Here is a 16,670-nt window from a genome sequence, read left to right on the forward strand (position 1 = left end):
TTGATAGCTTCGTAAGTAAAAACGTAATAAAATCTAAAAAATTTCAAAAAAAGAATCTTTAATGGACGAGTTTTTAAATCACGCTTGGCATTTAAATAAAATTTACGCTAATACTGATGTGAGCGTGCCTTTTTACCCAGATCTACTGGCGCTTCTTTTATCTTGTGATGAGAAAAATTTAGATGAGTTTATGGATCTTGCCGAGTTTAGAGTTATCTTAAAAAAGCTAGGTGTTGGACTTGATATCTTTAGCATACAAAGTGCCCAGCTGGCTACGCTAAAAGCACTAAATGAAGCAAAAATTTTAAGCGATGAACTCATAATATACTTACAAAAGCTACGTGATGAAAAGATAATTAGCCATGAAAAATTTGATTTTTTAATAAAATTTATAAGCAAAAACTCAAATCAAAATAAAGCTGAAATTTCTAATGCGAAGCCAAAAGATCATTTTCACAAGAGCTTGGATTTTCTAAACAAGATAAATGAAAAAGCAAGCATGCTTGATGAAGATAAAGAATTTTTATTAGCTTTAGAAAATGCCAAGAAAAAATCAAACGAAACGCTTTTTAACATCGCAGTAAGTGGCGTCATAAACTCTGGCAAATCAACCCTTTTAAATGCCCTTTTAAACAAACGTGTTCTTGGTGCTTCAAATGTACCTGAGACTGTAAATTTAACCATCTTAAAACACGCTACAAATAGCCATGCAAAAGTAAATTTTTATAGCCCTGATGAGCTGGTAAAGCTTGGACTCACAAGCGAAAATTTACCTGCAAGTAGCGTAGAGATCAGCCTAGATGAGATCAAAAACTATACATCTTCAAGCTCAAAAACAGCAAATCTGGTAAAAAGCGTAGAGCTTTATGATGATTTGGAGCTTTTGAGGGATAATGTCTGCATCATAGATACGCCTGGCATAGATGATGCCGTTATCTTAAGAGAAGAAATAACTACAAATTTTATGAAAGAGTGCGACCTTTTGGCTCATCTCATGAATGCTTCGCAAAGTGCAACGCAAAAAGACGCACTATTTTTGAAAAAATGCCTTGAAAACTCGCACATCGTAAGAGTTGCTATCGTGCTAACTCACGCTGACGAGTTGGACGCAAAGGATATTAATGAAACGCTTAACTACGTAAAAAAGGCGATCGGCGAGCAGATAAATGATATCAAGATAGATTATTTTGCCCTTAGTGCAAAGGCTTATCTTGATGGTGCTTTAAATAGTGGTGTGCCGGAGTTTAAAGAGTATCTTTACGATGTGCTTTTTGGCAAAGACTCTAAAAAATCAGCTCTAATTTTAAACTCATATCAAAAAGAATTACAAAATATTTTAAAAACAAAACTCGAAGCCACAAAGGCTGAAATTTTAGAGCTTAAAGCATTTGGTTTAGAGCTAGAAGCTTTGCAAAACGAGCAAGCAAATATCAAAAATTCTCTTAATGAAAATTTCATAAAACTTGAAAGACTTTTAGAAGGCGAGCTAAAAAAGCTCGATGATAAAAATGCAAAAGATATCTATAAAATGGGGCTTGAAGCATTACTTCAAAATCTAAATGAAAAGATTAAGAGCGAGATCACTTACTGCAAAAATAAAAGAGAAAATTTAAATCTAAAACGTCTTACACAAATAGCAAAAACTACACTTTGTGACGGGGTTGCGGCACTTATGAGAGAGGCCAGAAATGAAACTTTGGTGCAGACAAAGTCGTGCGAGCAAAATATCGCTTTAAGTTTTGATGGCTTTAAGGTGAGTGAAAATAAAATTTTTAGCATAAATGACTTTTTAAAGCAAATGGGTGTAGAGCTTGATTTTAGCGAGCTTTTAGATGAGCTTGAAGCTAAAATTTTAAGTAAAAATGAGCCAGATGAGGCGCTTTTGAGTTTAAGAGAGAATTTACTTAACAATAAAAGCATATCGCAGTTTTGTGAGATACTAGCAGAACACGAAAAAAAGCTGCTAAAAGAGCGAGTAAAGGTTTATGAAATGAGTCAAAAAGAGGCTTTAAACCAAAGGCTTTTAGTGCTCAATGAAAAACTTAATGAGCTAAATTTACAAAATCAAAGCTCAATTTCAAAGCTTAAGCAAAAGACTTCCTTGCAAGATGAAATTTACTCACTTTTAGAGGATATTAAAAATGTTTAATGAGTTTATAAATGCCTACAAAGCGAGATACTTTAAGGTTTTTACAAATGATTTTAAGGGCGAGCTAGCTAGGCTCGTAAATGATCTAAGCGATCCTAGCTTGCATATAAGCGAGCAGATAAAAGAGAGCTTAAATTTACTAATAGATACTCTAAATGAGCCACCACTAATAGCTGTTATCGGTCAATTTTCAAGTGGGAAATCAACATTTTTAAATGCACTTCTTGGTCAAGATATCTTGCCGTCAGGACTAACTCCAGTCACCGCAAAGGCTGTGAGGCTAAAATTTGCAAAGATGCCACTTTTAAGCGTGAAATTTATAAATGGTAGCGAAAGCCTGCTAGCAAGTAGCGATCTAGCCGAGCTAAATAAGCTAGGCGAGCAAGTTTCTAGTATGACGCTTTATGCGCCAAGTGAAATTTTAAAAGAGATAAATTTCATCGACACTCCTGGCCTAAACTCGCTAAGAGATGCTGACACAAAAGAGACAAAAAATACGCTAAAAAAGGTTAGTGGTGCGATATGGCTAAGTCTTGCAAACAACGCCGCAAAGGCAAGTGAGCTTGAAAGCATTAAAGAAATTTTAAAAGCAAATGATCTAAAAGCGATCTGCCTAATCAACCAAAAAGATAAGCTAAGTGAGGAAGAGCTTGAAAGTTTGCTAAAACACGCTGGGCAAACTTATGGCGAGCTTTTTGAGGATATCATCGCTATCTCATCAAAGCAAGCCCTTCTTGGCATAACAAATAATGACAAAGGCCTACTTGAAGCTTCAAATTTTAACGAAGCTCTAAAGGCTATTAAAGAGTGCTTTTTAGACAAGAGCTTTAAAGAAAATTTCATAAAAGCAAGGGCAAAAAAGATCGTAAAACTCCTAACTAACGAGCAGGAAAAACATCTAGAAATTTATGACAATGCGCAGTTGATTTTAGATGAATTTAGTGGCTCATTAGATGAGAGACTAGAGGCGATAAAAGAGGAGTTTAAACCAAAGATCGCTTTAAGATATAGCCAAATGAGTGAAGTCATAAAACTTGCCGCCGATGAAGTATTTAAGCTACTTAAGCCTTTTTCAAAGACGAAATTTAACGCTTCAAAGACGCTTTTAAACAAAGAAATTTATAAGCGTGAAAATTTTGAGGTAATAAGTCTTGATAGCGACGAAGTCTTTTCAAAACTTATCTACGAAGATGTGGTTTTTAATAAATTTTTTAAACGTTACAAAAAAGATCTAAAAGAGCTAGAAAATGCGATAACCTCAGCATTTAATGAGCTTTATAAAAATTTAGAGGATAAATTTTTAATATATAAATCTCGCTATGAAAATTACGCTAGCTTTGATGATCAAGTCTTGGCTTACGAAACAAAATCCATAAACACCTATGCCGGACGGACATATGAAAATTTTTTAAGAGAGTATGAAACGGCTAAATTTAAGGCTATACAAAAGGTCTCTTTGTTTTTTGAAAAGCTTGATATAAAGCTAGCCTCAAACTATGAAAATGCGCTCAAACTCGCGGTTTATTTCATAAAACAAAAGATAGAAAAGACGCTAGAATCGCACCTGCAGATGAATACGCCACTTTATATCCCAAGCGCAAAAGATGTCTATGAGCGTATGCTTGATGCGTTTAGCCTTTATGAGTTTGAAGCTTTAATGTGCTCAAATAGCTCGTTTTTAAATAAAATTTTGCTTGATATAAAGAGCGATTTTAATGAAATTTATACTTTAAAAATAGCAATGCTTGATGGCTTAAAAACAAGAGTTAAAGAGCAAATTTCAAAGATCGAAGAGCTTTGTGAAAATTCATTATTACTAAGATAAATAAAAATTTTTAAAGCTTAGAGCTATCCATTTAAGGATAGCTTTTATTTTATGCGTGCATTATGCCGATCTTTGGTGCGTCAAATGCAGTTACGCGCTTTGGCACGCCTTTAAATTTCTCGACATTCACAAGGCTTGTGTGAGCAGTGTTGCTCTGGCTCATCTTGCTTGATGGCACGTCTTTTGTGAGCACATTTAAATTTCCGTGCAAGCAAAGGCTCTTTTCGCCCGGTTTTTCAGGGTCATACCATGCACCTTCGCTTACTATCACGACATTTTGTGGCACGTCCTCAGTCACAAAGGCACCGCACAAAATTTCACCTCTATCATTAAATACACGCACCACGTCGCCCATTTTTATCCCTCTAGTCTCGGCTGTTTTTGGATTTATAAGCAATGGCTCGCGCTCTGCGATCTCGTTAAAGTTGCGAAGCACGGAGTTATTTAGCTGTGAGTGAAGCCTAAATTTAGAGTGCGCGCCGCTAATTGCGATAGGATATTTTTTATTTTTTGCGCCAAGCCACTCAAATGGCTCAAACCAAGCTGCATGCGGTGGGCAGTCATCATAGCCAAAGCCAGCGACAGTCTCAGAGTAAATTTCTATCTTGCCAGATGGCGTTTTTAGCGGATTTGCCACTGGATCGTCGCGGAATTTCTTGTAGTTTGTAAAGTAGCGTTTTTTCTCATCGACTTTATCAAATCTAAAATATCCCTTCTCCCAAAATTCCTCAAAACTAGGCATGCTCTCATACCCAAGCTCAGCAGCCTTTTTAATGGCATCTTCATATATTGTCTTGACCCACTCTAGCTCGCTTTTACCCTCGCTAAATGCCTCTTCCCTGCCCCACTCTTTGGCAATCAGTCTTGCGATCTCGTAATCGCTCTTACTCTCGCCAAATGGCTTAACTAGTGGCTTCATCGCAAATAGATACTCGCCTGTAGAGTTTGCCATTTCGATGTCAGTTCGCTCGTATTCAAGCGCAGCTGGCAAGACTATATCGCTAAATTTAGCTGTACTTGTCCAAAACGGCTCGCAAGTGATGATAGCATTAACGTTTCGCATAGCTTTTATCGCTCTATTTGCGTCAGGATGCCTTGTGAAAGTCGAGCCATTTGCATTAAACATCACTCTAATCTTTGGCAGTTTATAGCTCTTGCCGTTTCTTGTTATCTCCTTGCCTGGGCTTAGAAGCGCATCTATTAGCCTTGAGTTTGGCATTTCGTAACCATTTGTCTTTGGCACCAGCCCGCTATCAATAAATTTTTGAGGTACCTTCGTCTCAAATGCCGCAAGTTTAGGCGCTATGAAGCTCTCATCAGCATTTTTGTGCATACCGTCATTTGTGACAAAACCACAACCCTCTTTACCGATATGTCCAAGCATCGCATTTAGCGTCACAAGCGCCCAGTATGCCATCTCGCCGTGATCTTGTCTTTGGATGGCGTAGCCACTAATTATCACTGAGTCATTTTTAGCTAGATCCTCGCTAAATTTAGCAAGCTCTTGCTCGCTCACGCCACAAATTTTGCTTGCCCAAGCTAAATTTTTATTTACCCCGTCAGTTTTGCCAAGCATATAGTCTTTAAATTTATCAAAGCCAACTGTGTATTTTTCTATAAATTCTTTGCTGTAAAGCCCTTTTTCATAAAGGTAGTTACACATACCTATCATCATCGCTGTATCGGTGCAAGGCACGACTTCAAGGTATTTTGAGTCAAAGTATTTTGCGCTATCGTTGTGATAAACATCGACGCTATAAATTTTCATCTCGCCGCTCTCGCCTTTTTTTCTGATCTCATCATAGTATTTATATGAGTTATGAAGCGGCACGCCAATGGCGATCTTGTTTGAAACTACTGGATTTGTACCCCAAAATACGATCGTTTTGGCATTTTTTAAGATAGCCTCCCACTTTGTTGGCGCTAGCGCAGGATCGACGAAGCCAGTGATGTGAGGCATGATGACAGTCGCTGCGCCGTATGAGTAGCCACCTAGCTCATTTACGTAGCCACCAAGCACGTTAAGTAGCCTTTTTGCGGTCTTTTGGCTGTGGCCAACTTTGCCAAGGCTACCCCACTGATAAACCTGTCCGTAGATCGCTTCAGCACCGTATTTATCAAAATTTTCTTTTAAAATTTTTGCACTTAGCTTTATAGCCTCGTCCCAGCTCACACGCATAAATTCCTCTTTGCCACGAAGCTCTGGTTTTGGGTTGTTTGGATTGGCTAAAAAGCTCTTTCTAACAAATGGATATTTTACTCTGCTCTCGTTTTGGATGTAGTCAATGACTGCGTTATTTAGCTCGTTTGGATAAGCATCGCCCTCAAATGGCACGGTCTCAACCACGCGACCTGCGATAGTTCTTACATAAAATGCGCCAAATTTATTTGCGCTTAGTCCGCTTTTCTTGTCAAATAACGCTTGCTCTGCGCTTCCAAGCTCGTTTGCTTGAAGGCTAACCGCGCCTAATGCACTTAATCTTAAAAAGTCTCGTCTTTTCATTTTCTCTCCGATTTTGGTTAAATTTATTGTTTTTGGTTGGTTTTAGAAATTATAAATTTAGGGTTTTGTATCATTTCATCGTTTAAAGGCCTTGTAATGTAATACGCAAACTTGCGTCTAAATTGCGCTATTTTAGCCAAAAATTTTTTAAAGGATGAGCAGATGATTGGATTTTATGTAAATGTAAAGTTAAAAGCTGGGTGTGAAGCAAAATTTGAAGAAATTTTAAAAGAGATCGTGCCAGCTTCAGGAAAAGATAAAGGCTGTATAAGCTACGAGTGCGGCATGGTTGTGGGCGGTAAAAATGAGTATTGTTTTATGGAGATTTGGGAAGATCTTGCAAGTCAAAAAGAGCATATGAAAAGCGCTCACATGGTGAAAAATGCAGCCGCGCTGGAGGCTTGCAAAGAGAGCCAAGAGGTAAAAATAGTAAATTTTGTAAGCGTAAAGGAATAATATTTGCTTTAAAAAGGGCAAAATCCACAAAAATGAGCGAAGAAAAAATGCTTGAGATGATAAATGCGACTGCTGATATTATATTTATGGCCGTACTTAGGGGGCGAGTGAGCTTTGAGGCTTGCAAAAAAGATAGAGAATTTATCGACTCTTTAAGAGAAGAGCTACTTGGCAAAAATCCAAATAAATTTAAAATCGCGCAAAACTCATACCAAATGATCGCCATTTTTGAAAAATATCGCAATAAAAAATAATCCACTTAAAATTTAAATCTGCTTGCCGATATTGTGTTAAAGGATTTGACATGATAAACGCGCTAAATGGATTTAATCAAAGCTTTAACCACCAAGACGCTTTTAGTAAGCGCCAAGCCACAAACGCAAATTTAAATAAAGTAGAAATTCCCGCTGAAACTGCGGACATCAAGCATCTACCGCTCTCTGGCTACTCATCAAATGATAAAATTTCTATCTGGGGCAAGATAAATGGCCTTGATAGTGGGACGAGCAAAGATGAAGTCACTAGCCTTAAAAATTTCATCGATAGCACGAAGCTTTGGCGACTAAACTCCATCATCACTAGCGAGAAAAACGGCTTTAGCGTAGATGAGTTCATCAAAAATCACAAAATGAACGTAAATAACAAAATAACTAACAATGCTTTTGGTGCTCTTTATCTAAGCCGCGAGGCTACAAATTTACTAGACTCTGATCTAAGTATCGATGAGTTTAAAGATAAATGGCTGGAATTTACCGCCGAAAGGATACTTGGCGAGCATGCAAATGTAAAAATTTCTTTTAAAGACGGGGCTTTACATTACGAGCAAAGCTCGGATAAAAAACGTATAGAATTCTTAGGTCAGCCTATGTTGCACCGTGTGAGCTACGCTGATAAAAACAGCAAAGATGAGTTTTTAAAATTTCTAAAAACAAGTTATGAAAAGGGCGAGAGCATCGCTGATGTGCTTCAAAATATCGCTCTTACACCAGTTAGAGAAAATGGCGATGAAGGGATGGAAGAAGAGAAATTTAAGCCTATGCAAGTCACCAAAAAGAGCGTAACTTACACGGATAAAGATATAAAACGTGAGTTTTTTGAGGAATTTATCAGGCGTGAGGTCGAAAATGGAGCGAGCTTTGATGATCTGGTGCAAAAGCTAAATAAGCTAAAGCCAAAGGATATACTCGCATAGCTTTGGCTTTATGTTTAAATTTCTAGGGGCTGGCTTGATCCGCTAAATTTCCACTTAGGCTTAATTTAAAGAGCTAACTTGACTTCTCAAATTTCTGCTTAGTCTTAAATTTTAAAGAGTTAGCTTTGCTCTTTAAAATTCTATTTATATTTAAATTTCTTGAAGCCAGCTTGGCTCACCAAATTTCTACTCAGGCTAAATTTAAAAAGCCAGCCAGCTTTGCCCCTTAATTTTCTACTTCGGATTATTTATGCTTATCACCATATTTTTCTCATCAAGATATAGCCTAGCTGCCTCTTTGATCTCGTCATTTGTGATGGCTTTTATCGCGCTTATATACTCATCAGCCGTATAAAGTGGCATGTTAAAAATTTTATTTGAGATGATGAGCTTTTGCCAAAAGTCAGGCTTTTCGTAATCTTTTTTTATAGAAATTTCACTCTGTGCCTTAAAATCCTCCAAATGCTTTGGTAAGAGCGCACCACTACGCTTTATGCTAGCTATTATCTGCTTTATCTCAGCGATGATATTGTCCGTGTTTGCAGGATCGCATGTAAAGCTAATTAGCATATCTGAATGCTCAAAAGGATAGCGTGAGAGCTTGGCATTTAGGCTAAAGCCATATGTTTGGCCCTTATCTTCTCTGATCTTTTCTCGAAGCGCCGTTTTTAAAATTTCACTTAATGCTCTTAGTCTAATCGCTTTTTCAAAGCTATATTTCGCATCAGAATTTATGATGTTTATACCAACATCACTTCTTTTTGTGCTTTGATACTCTCTTTTAAAGGTGTGCTGCCCCTTGATACTTCGCACGCCATCGTCTTTAAATTCTTCAGCCTCGCCAAGCTTTGGTAAAGTGGCGATATACTTTTTGATAAGTGGCAAAAGCCTCTCTTCGTCGGTGTCGCCGATGATTACAAAAGTATATGAGGCTGCATTTGTAAATTTATCTTTGATGATCTCTTTTAGCTCATTTAGCTTTAACGCATCGATATCAGCCGTCTCAAGTGGCGCGACACGTTTATTGTTTTCATAAAAAAACTTGCTAAATTCGGTGCTAAATTTATATTCAGGCAAATTTTGCTCTTTACTTAGCTCATCTTTTGCTCTTTGCTTTATCCTCTCAAGCACGTTTGCATCGGCTCTTGGAGCGTTAAATTCTAAATTTATAACAGCTAGCAGCGAGCTAAGATCGCTTGTGCTTGATGAGCCATAAATGCCTTGCGTGAGTGCTTCTATACCCTTTTCATAGCTTACGATCTTTCCATTTAATGCCTTTGAGAGCTCATAGTTATTAAATTTACCAACGCCGCTTTCATTTGTGAGCGCAACTGCAAAGCTACCAAGCTTTGGATCAGTCAAATTTGATGTGCCTCCTTTACTGACGGCCGCAAATAAAATACTATCTTTTTTGGTGGCTAGTGGCTTAAAGATGACTTGCGAGCCATTTGATATTTTGTAGGTGTAAATTCCATTTTTTTCATCAAAGCTTCTTGAGCTTATCTCTTTTGGCTCTAAATTTTCATTGCCTAGGCTCTTATCGTTGTTATTAGCAGATAGGTTTGTGTTATAAGCAGGCGCCTTGGCAAAAAGCTTTAAAAACTCATCTTTGCTAAGCTTAAAACCATCTTTGCTAAAAATTCTTACACGCTCATCAGAAATGGCTAAAATTTGTCTAAATCTAGCATTCACATCAGCTAACGTAATCTCGTTTAATAGCTTTAAACTAAGCTCTTTGTCGTCTTCGTCGCTTAACACAAAGCCACCATTTTCTATCATGTTTAAAATTTGACCTGCGTAAACGCTTGATTTTTTAGTCTTTGAGCGTTTAAATTTAGCCTCTACATTTGCCACAAACGCCTTTTTTACATCTTCAAAATCATCTTTATTAAAGCCAAACTCTTTAATGCCTTTTATAACGCCAAGCATATCTTTAAGGCTTGCGTTAAAATCGCCTCCAAGTACATTTGTTTCAAAACTATAAATTTTCTGCTTTGCTTGAAGTGTTTGAGCTATAAAATCAGTGCTTAAATTTGATGAATTATTTGCATTTTTTTGCTCATAAAGCATATTTATCAGGCTTGCGATAAGTGCGTCTTCTAGATTCCTCTTTGCGTCAGCCTCATTTACAACTGGGCTAAATTTATCAAAATAGCTAAGTCTAACTAGCTCCATTCCGGTCTCATTCGAGTCATAGTTAAAAATATTTAAACCACTTTTAAAGCTAATATTTTTTTCTGGATGAATGTAAGAATTTGTATTTTTTGCTTGGCTAAAGCTTTTTTCGATTAAGCTTTTTATCTCATTTTTATCAAAGTCGCCAACAGCAACAAAGCTCATAAATCTTGGCTGATAAAGCCTCTCGTAAAATTCTTGCATGTGCTTAGCATCTACGCTTTTGATGACGTTCATGTCGCCTATTGGCACTCTTTTTAGATAGATACTGCCCTCAAAAATATCCTTTGTTTGAGCCAAATAAAGCCTATATCCTGGCGTATTTCTCTGACGCTCTTCTTCCATTATGACACCACGCTCCTTATCAAGCTCCTTAGGATCTATTTTAACGCCATCTATCCAATTCGAAAAGACTTTAAACGTATCTTGTAAATTTTTCTCATTTACATTAATCGTTAAGACATAGCTCGTCTGATCGTAGCTCGTCTGCGCGTTTAGATCGGCTCCAAATTTCACACCAAGGCTCTCAAGCTGCTTAATGAGCTCATTTTTACTAAAGTCACGGCTGCCATTAAATGCCATGTGCTCCAAAAAGTGAGCAAGACCTTGCTCGCCATCTTTTTCATCAGTTGAACCAGAATTTATAACAAGATAAAAAATAGCTGTTTTTTGTGGAAATTTATTCTCTTTAATATAGTATTTTAGCCCGTTTTTTAGCTCTGCATTTAACATATCTTTATCGTTTTGAAGCGCAAAAAGACCCATTGCTAGACAAAAAAGCAACAAAATTTTTCTCATTATTTTCCTTTTTAATTTTAATCGATAGACAAAGCAGAATTTAGCATAAGCCTGCAAATTTGCAGGCTAGAAGATTATTTTAGATCGTATTTTTTAAGTAAAGCTTCATAGCTTCCGTCTTTTTTCATATCATCTAAAATTTGATTTATTTTTTCTATTAACGCACTCTCTTTTCCTTTATCAAATGCTATTGAAAAGCCCTCGCTACCATCAACTTCTTTGAAAAACGCTTCAAGTTCTGGATTTTTCTTAATAAAGCCATATCCAATAGAGCTATCAAGGATGACTGCGTCAAATTTACCAACTTTTAATCCCATGATGAGTGGCACAGTATCTTCTGAAGGCACTACTTTTACACCATTTATAGCATTTGCTGCTAGCTCTTGGACGGTGCCTTGTTGCACGCCAACTCTTTTGCCAGCTAGCTCTTCTTTAGCTTTTAATGCGTCATTGCCTTTTTTCTTTAGATAGAGATTTTCAGTTAGATAGTATGGCTTTGTAAAATCAATCGATTTTAATCTATCTGAAGTCGCACTCATCGCGCTTATAATGCCATTTATTTTGCCGGCTTTAAGTGCTGGGATAAGGCCATCAAAACTCATATTTATGATTTTATATGAAAAGCCTGCACGCTTTGAAATTTCATCGATCAGCTCGATATCAAAGCCTGTTATTTTGTTATTTTCATCGATATATTCAAATGGAGGATAATTCGCCGCTGTGCCAAATTTTAGCTCGTTTGCACAAAGAGCAACAAAAGCTGTGAGTAAAAGAGCAAAGATCTTTTTCATAATAGTGTCCTTTAAGGTGATTTAGTGGCTTAATTATCAGTATTTCTCTATTAAAAATTGTTTAAATCCGCAATAAAAGAAAAATGCTATAAATAATCGTATAGCAAAGTAGCATATAAATTTTTATAGATAAGTTCTATCCCTTAATTATTTTAAGGGATAGAATAATAGGAGCTCTAGGAGTAAGTCAAAGATTAAAATTTACTTTTTCTAACTTCGTTTACTATCGCCTTAGCCATGTCGTCAACATCAGATGTTACTTCATTTGCTTTATTGACAATTACTACATTTTCTTTTGTAAGTGTGTCTATTTGAGCAACTGATTGGTTTATCATATTGATTCCTTCACTTTGCTCTTTTATAGATTCGCTCATTTCATTGATTGATTGAGCTAGTACGTTTGTATTTGCTTCGATCTCTGTTAGAGATTTTTGAGTTCTCTCTGCTAGTTTTCTAACCTCATCTGCAACAACCGCAAAGCCTCTACCATGTTCTCCTGCACGTGCTGCCTCGATCGCAGCATTAAGAGCTAGTAAATTTGTTTGATCAGCTATATCTCTAATAATAGTTATGATGTTTTTAATCTCATCACTTTGTCTAATAACATCAGATGTTTTTTGAGATATTGCATTCATTGAGCTTGACATTTGCTCTACTGCGGCAGCAGACTCCTGAAGTGAGCTTGCTTGTACATTTGCGCCTTGAGTTAGTTCTTTCATTGACTGACTTAAAGACTCAGCCTTTTCTTCTAGCACATGAGCTTGATCTAAATTTGCCCTTAACATCTTGGCTATCTCTTCACCAAGAGCATTTATGCCAACCGCCATCTTGCCATCATCTTCAAGCCTTTTAGTAAAGTCTTGTTTTTTAAAGCTTTCTAGTAGATTTAACACGTCATCACCATTTTCCGCAATAGCATGTTTTAGTGCGATTTGTAAGTCTTTGAAAGTTTGTTTTAGCTGGCTAAGTGCAGGATTTGAAGTATCTGCGTTAAGCTGAGCTACGTAGTTACCTTTGCCAATTTGATTTACAAAAGTATTTGCTTCTTTAATGAAATTATTTTGCTCAGATAAATTTGCCTCGATTTGTTTGATATTCTCATTTATCAGTGCACTCATCTGTCCGATCTCGTCGCTACCACTACGATCTAAAAATTCAGCCTTATTAGATTTATAATTTAAGAAGTCAAAAAATCTAACTAAGCCATTTTTAGTCTGATCTATACCAGAGATCAGGTTTTTACCTATTAATGTAGATACTAGCAACATAAGCAAAATACAAATCGCAATCACAATAGAACTTATAATAAGTTCGGTATTTGCATCACCCTTAATACGTCTTGCATCTTTTTGCATATTATCAAGTAGTTTAAGTTCAAGCTCTCTCATCGCATCTATTGAAATGCTTATCTTTGAAAACCAACTTGCTGCATCATAAGATACATCTTCAGTGGCAACTACATTTTTAATAATATTCATCGCATCTATAAAATCAGCCTTTTTTCTAGCGATAGCATCAAATTCGTCACTAAATTCTTTTGGATTGTAATCGTCAAAATCCTGCATAAATTTATTTATAACGCTATTTAGTGCAACTACTTTATTGTAGTCCTCTTTGCTTATGCTCTTTTTAGTAAAAACCCCATTTAAAGTAGCACGCAAAATACCAAAAGACTCTTTTATCTCACCAACAATAATGATACGCTTTAGATCATCTACCAAGCTAGGCTCGAGCTTATCGCTATATCCATTTATAGCAATAACCTCTTTTCTTAAAATTTTTGTTATACGGCTAATTAGATCATTGCCACTTTTTTGATCTACATTTGAGCGGATACTATTTATCTCTGAAGCTATTTCATTTTTCTCTTCAAGCTTATCAAGAGCAGCATCTACTTTTTTACGCTGCTCTAATAAATTTTTATTATCCCCTCCTGCTAACACACCTGAGCTAAATCCGCGTTCTTTTTGCATTTCATGGATAAAATTGTTTTGATTTATTATTGTATCCACGATTTTCTCGCTAAATTCTGCTTTTGAGCGAGTTTTTAAGATACCATTTAGCATGTATGCACTCATGATACCAAGGCCAATAAGACTGACGATAACTATCGCCATAATCTTAGATTTAATACCTAGATTATTCATTTTCTCTCCTTTTAGTTTTTCTTAATATTTGCTTCAAAAATAAAGCCATACGACTTTAATACTTAAAATTTATCAACCAAAAAATGCTTTTGGTTATTTTTATAAAAAATATTGATTAACATATTTATGTAAAATTTTAATTTATATTTAGCTTTATTAAATAGTAGGGAATTTTTTTAACAAAATTGTGATACATGCAAATAGAAAAATAGCACATTTAAAAATAAATGCCGTTCTCATCCTGAGAAGCTTCATTTTTTTCTCCTTGAAAATAATTAAGTCATTTTATTAATTTTACTTTTAAAAAGATGTTAAATTTTAAAAATTAGAAAAAAGTGAGTTTTTGCAGAGAATTCCTGCTTCTCTGCAAATTTTGTATTTAGATTTATTTCTTTAATCCATATTTATCTAGCATTTTGTCAAATTCGCCAGATTTTTGTAGCTCATCGATCGCTGCGTCTATCTTTTTGATAAGCTCAGTGTGTTTGCCTTTATCAAACGCCATCGCAAATCCTTCCGTACCATCAGGAACTCTTAAAAATTCTTCCAAATCTGGATTTTGTTTTAAATATTCAACTCCTATCGGACTATCAGTTAGCACAACATCGATTTTACCAGCGTTTAGTGACATGATGGCAGCTGCTACATTTTCAGCAGGTATCGACTTAGTAGTTATGCTTTTGGCTGCTTCTTCTTGAAGTGTGCCAACTTGAGCTGAAATTTTCTTATCTTTAAGATTGTCTTTATTTACATCTGAGCCTTTTTTTCGGATAAATAAATTCTCTGAAAAATAATATGGCTTGGTAAAATCAACCGATTTTCTTCTCTCATCAGTTGCGCTCATTCCGCTTATAGCAATATCGATTTTACCGGTTTTTAATGCTGATATCAGTCCATCAAAGCTCATATTTGCAACATCAAATTTTATCCCAGTTTTTTTGGTGATCTCATTTAATAAATCTATCTCAAAGCCAACAATTTTATTGTTTTCATCAAGATATTCAAAAGGTGGATAATCAGCGCTCGAGCCAACTTTATAAACTACATTTTTACTAGCTCCTTCGGCATTATTTACTGCATTTTTTTTATTAGCATCATCGCCACAACCTAGTAAAAATAAAACCAAGCTTGCCATCAAAAATTTTAAAATTTTACTCATTTTTTACTCCTTTAATGATTTAAAATTTTGCCTAAAAACTCTTTTAAACGCTCATGTTGCGGATTTGTAAAGACATTTTTCGGTGTGTCATCAACTGCGATTTTGCCTTTATCCATAAAGAAAATTCTATTTGCCACATTTCTTGCAAAGCCCATCTCATGGGTCACCACAAGCATCGTTATGCCCTTTGCAGCAACATCTTTCATAATATCAAGTACCTCTCCGATCATCTCAGGATCAAGCGCACTTGTCGGTTCATCAAAAAGTATCACTTCTGGCTCCATCGCTAGGCTTCTAGCGATCGCGATACGTTGCTTCTGCCCGCCTGAGAGTTTGTGCGGATAGGCAAATTTCTTATCGCTTAGCCCAACACTTTTTAGCAACTCATCGGCTCTTTTTTCTGCACTTGCTTTATCTAAAATTCCCGCTTTTACCGGAGCTAGAGTTAAATTTTGCAAGACGTTTTTATTTGCAAAAAGATTAAAGTGCTGAAAAACCATACTCACTTTTTGGCGAATTTTATTTATATCTGATTTTTTATCTAAAATATCTTCGCCATTTATCTTGATGTGCCCGCTATCTGGCTCCTCAAGGCGGTTTATGCAGCGTAAAAATGTACTTTTTCCACCACCACTTGGACCAATTATCGCTATAACTTCACCTTTTTTTATATCTACACTAATATCATTTAAAACTCGCAAATCGCCATAACTTTTGTTTAAATTTTTAATCTCAATCATGGCGATTTAATCTCCTCTCAAGTAGTTTTGTCAAAAGTGTAAAAAATTTAACACTTACATAATAGACAATGCCTGTAAAAATGACTGGCTCCGGGCTATAAAAGACCGCTTGCAAGCTCTTACTTTGCATCGTGATATCAACTACACTTATATAGCCCACGACCGATGTCTCTTTAAAAAGTGATATAAACTCATTTGCAAGAGCTGGCAAGATATTTTTTGTAGCTTGTGGGAAAACTATCTCGCGCATCGAAACATAGTAGTTTAGTCCCATCGCACGAGCCGCTTCCATTTGTCCTTTATCAACGCTGTTTATGCCACTTCGCACGATCTCGGCCACATAAGCAGAGCTATTTAGTCCAAGTGCGATGAGAGCTACATAAAAGTTATCACTCCATGTTGCAAAAATGACAACTGAAAATATTAAAAGTTGAAGTATTACAGGTGTTCCACGTAAGATATCGATATATTCATCGATTATAAAATTTAAGACTTTAATATTTAAAAATTTAATAAACGCCAAGGTAAATCCAAGTGTTATACCTATGACAATACCGCCTATAGTAAGCCCTAAAGTCACTCCATAACTTTTGATATAAGCGATCTCTTGAGCCTCACTAAGATCTCTTGGATAGAAAAAATATGCTCCAAGTGAGACGATAATTATAAAAAATAGAAATTTAGCTAAATTTTGAGCCTTCAACTTCGTCCTTCTCTTTAAAATATGGCTTTAAA

The 16,670-nt window shown here is 36.0% G+C and carries 11 protein-coding genes and 2 pseudogenes; 5 read left to right on the forward strand and 8 right to left on the reverse strand.

Translation table 11 applies throughout. The features are described 5' to 3' along the window. Window positions 1-61: 61 nt before the first annotated feature. Window positions 62-2,149 carry a dynamin family protein gene (locus tag CVT17_RS06770; protein ID WP_107859015.1) on the forward strand — a complete coding sequence of 696 codons (2,088 nt, stop codon included), beginning with the start codon at window positions 62-64 and terminating at the stop codon, window positions 2,147-2,149. Next, on the forward strand, window positions 2,142-3,974 hold the full coding sequence (locus CVT17_RS06775) for a dynamin family protein (protein WP_107859014.1): 1,833 nt from the start codon (window positions 2,142-2,144) through the stop codon (window positions 3,972-3,974). The genes CVT17_RS06770 and CVT17_RS06775 overlap by 8 nt, the downstream gene beginning before the upstream one ends. Before the next feature lie 49 nt (window positions 3,975-4,023). Here the strand turns inward: CVT17_RS06775 and CVT17_RS06780 are convergent, their stop codons facing one another. Next, window positions 4,024-6,477 carry a molybdopterin-dependent oxidoreductase gene (locus CVT17_RS06780; RefSeq protein WP_107770732.1) on the reverse strand — a complete coding sequence of 818 codons (2,454 nt, stop codon included), beginning with the start codon at window positions 6,475-6,477 and terminating at the stop codon, window positions 4,024-4,026. A gap of 162 nt (window positions 6,478-6,639) precedes the next feature. Here CVT17_RS06780 and CVT17_RS06785 point away from each other — a divergent pair, with 162 nt between their 5' ends. From CVT17_RS06785 to CVT17_RS06795, 3 genes are read left to right on the forward strand one after another with little or no spacing between them, the layout of a single operon-like run. Further along, window positions 6,640-6,933 (forward strand): putative quinol monooxygenase, encoded by a 294-nt coding sequence (locus CVT17_RS06785; RefSeq protein WP_107770731.1) that lies wholly within the window; start codon window positions 6,640-6,642, stop codon window positions 6,931-6,933. Between the two features lie 32 nt (window positions 6,934-6,965). Further along, entirely contained in the window at window positions 6,966-7,187 is a 222-nt protein-coding gene (locus tag CVT17_RS06790) for a hypothetical protein (RefSeq protein WP_021091847.1), read from the forward strand. A 50-nt stretch (window positions 7,188-7,237) separates the two neighbouring features. After that, complete coding sequence (locus CVT17_RS06795) at window positions 7,238-8,125, forward strand: hypothetical protein (protein WP_107859013.1); 888 nt, start codon at window positions 7,238-7,240, stop codon at window positions 8,123-8,125. A 234-nt stretch (window positions 8,126-8,359) separates the two neighbouring features. Here the strand turns inward: CVT17_RS06795 and CVT17_RS06800 are convergent, their stop codons facing one another. The 7 genes and pseudogenes from CVT17_RS06800 to CVT17_RS06825 form a co-directional block, all read right to left on the reverse strand. Continuing rightward, window positions 8,360-11,098, reverse strand: a complete 2,739-nt coding sequence (locus CVT17_RS06800) for a M16 family metallopeptidase (RefSeq protein WP_107859012.1) — start codon at window positions 11,096-11,098, stop codon at window positions 8,360-8,362. Between the two features lie 74 nt (window positions 11,099-11,172). Then, the gene (locus tag CVT17_RS06805; RefSeq protein ID WP_087579056.1) at window positions 11,173-11,889 is read right to left on the reverse strand and encodes a transporter substrate-binding domain-containing protein; all 717 of its coding nucleotides are present in this window, start codon (window positions 11,887-11,889) and stop codon (window positions 11,173-11,175) included. Between the two features lie 194 nt (window positions 11,890-12,083). Continuing rightward, a pseudogene (locus tag CVT17_RS09605) lies at window positions 12,084-12,695 on the reverse strand (methyl-accepting chemotaxis protein); the annotation flags it as partial. A gap of 555 nt (window positions 12,696-13,250) precedes the next feature. Further along, a pseudogene (locus tag CVT17_RS09610) lies at window positions 13,251-14,036 on the reverse strand (nitrate- and nitrite sensing domain-containing protein); the annotation flags it as partial. Window positions 14,037-14,421: 385 nt separating this feature from the next. Further along, complete coding sequence (locus tag CVT17_RS06815) at window positions 14,422-15,195, reverse strand: basic amino acid ABC transporter substrate-binding protein (RefSeq protein ID WP_107770727.1); 774 nt, start codon at window positions 15,193-15,195, stop codon at window positions 14,422-14,424. A gap of 11 nt (window positions 15,196-15,206) precedes the next feature. Further along, complete coding sequence (locus CVT17_RS06820) at window positions 15,207-15,935, reverse strand: amino acid ABC transporter ATP-binding protein (RefSeq protein WP_107770726.1); 729 nt, start codon at window positions 15,933-15,935, stop codon at window positions 15,207-15,209. Continuing rightward, window positions 15,928-16,638, reverse strand: a complete 711-nt coding sequence (locus CVT17_RS06825; RefSeq protein WP_085658195.1) for an amino acid ABC transporter permease — start codon at window positions 16,636-16,638, stop codon at window positions 15,928-15,930. The genes CVT17_RS06820 and CVT17_RS06825 overlap by 8 nt, the downstream gene beginning before the upstream one ends. Window positions 16,639-16,670 lie beyond the last annotated feature (32 nt).

The organism is Campylobacter concisus (genome assembly GCF_003048775.2).
In the GTDB taxonomy this organism is placed as follows: domain Bacteria; phylum Campylobacterota; class Campylobacteria; order Campylobacterales; family Campylobacteraceae; genus Campylobacter_A; species Campylobacter_A concisus_I.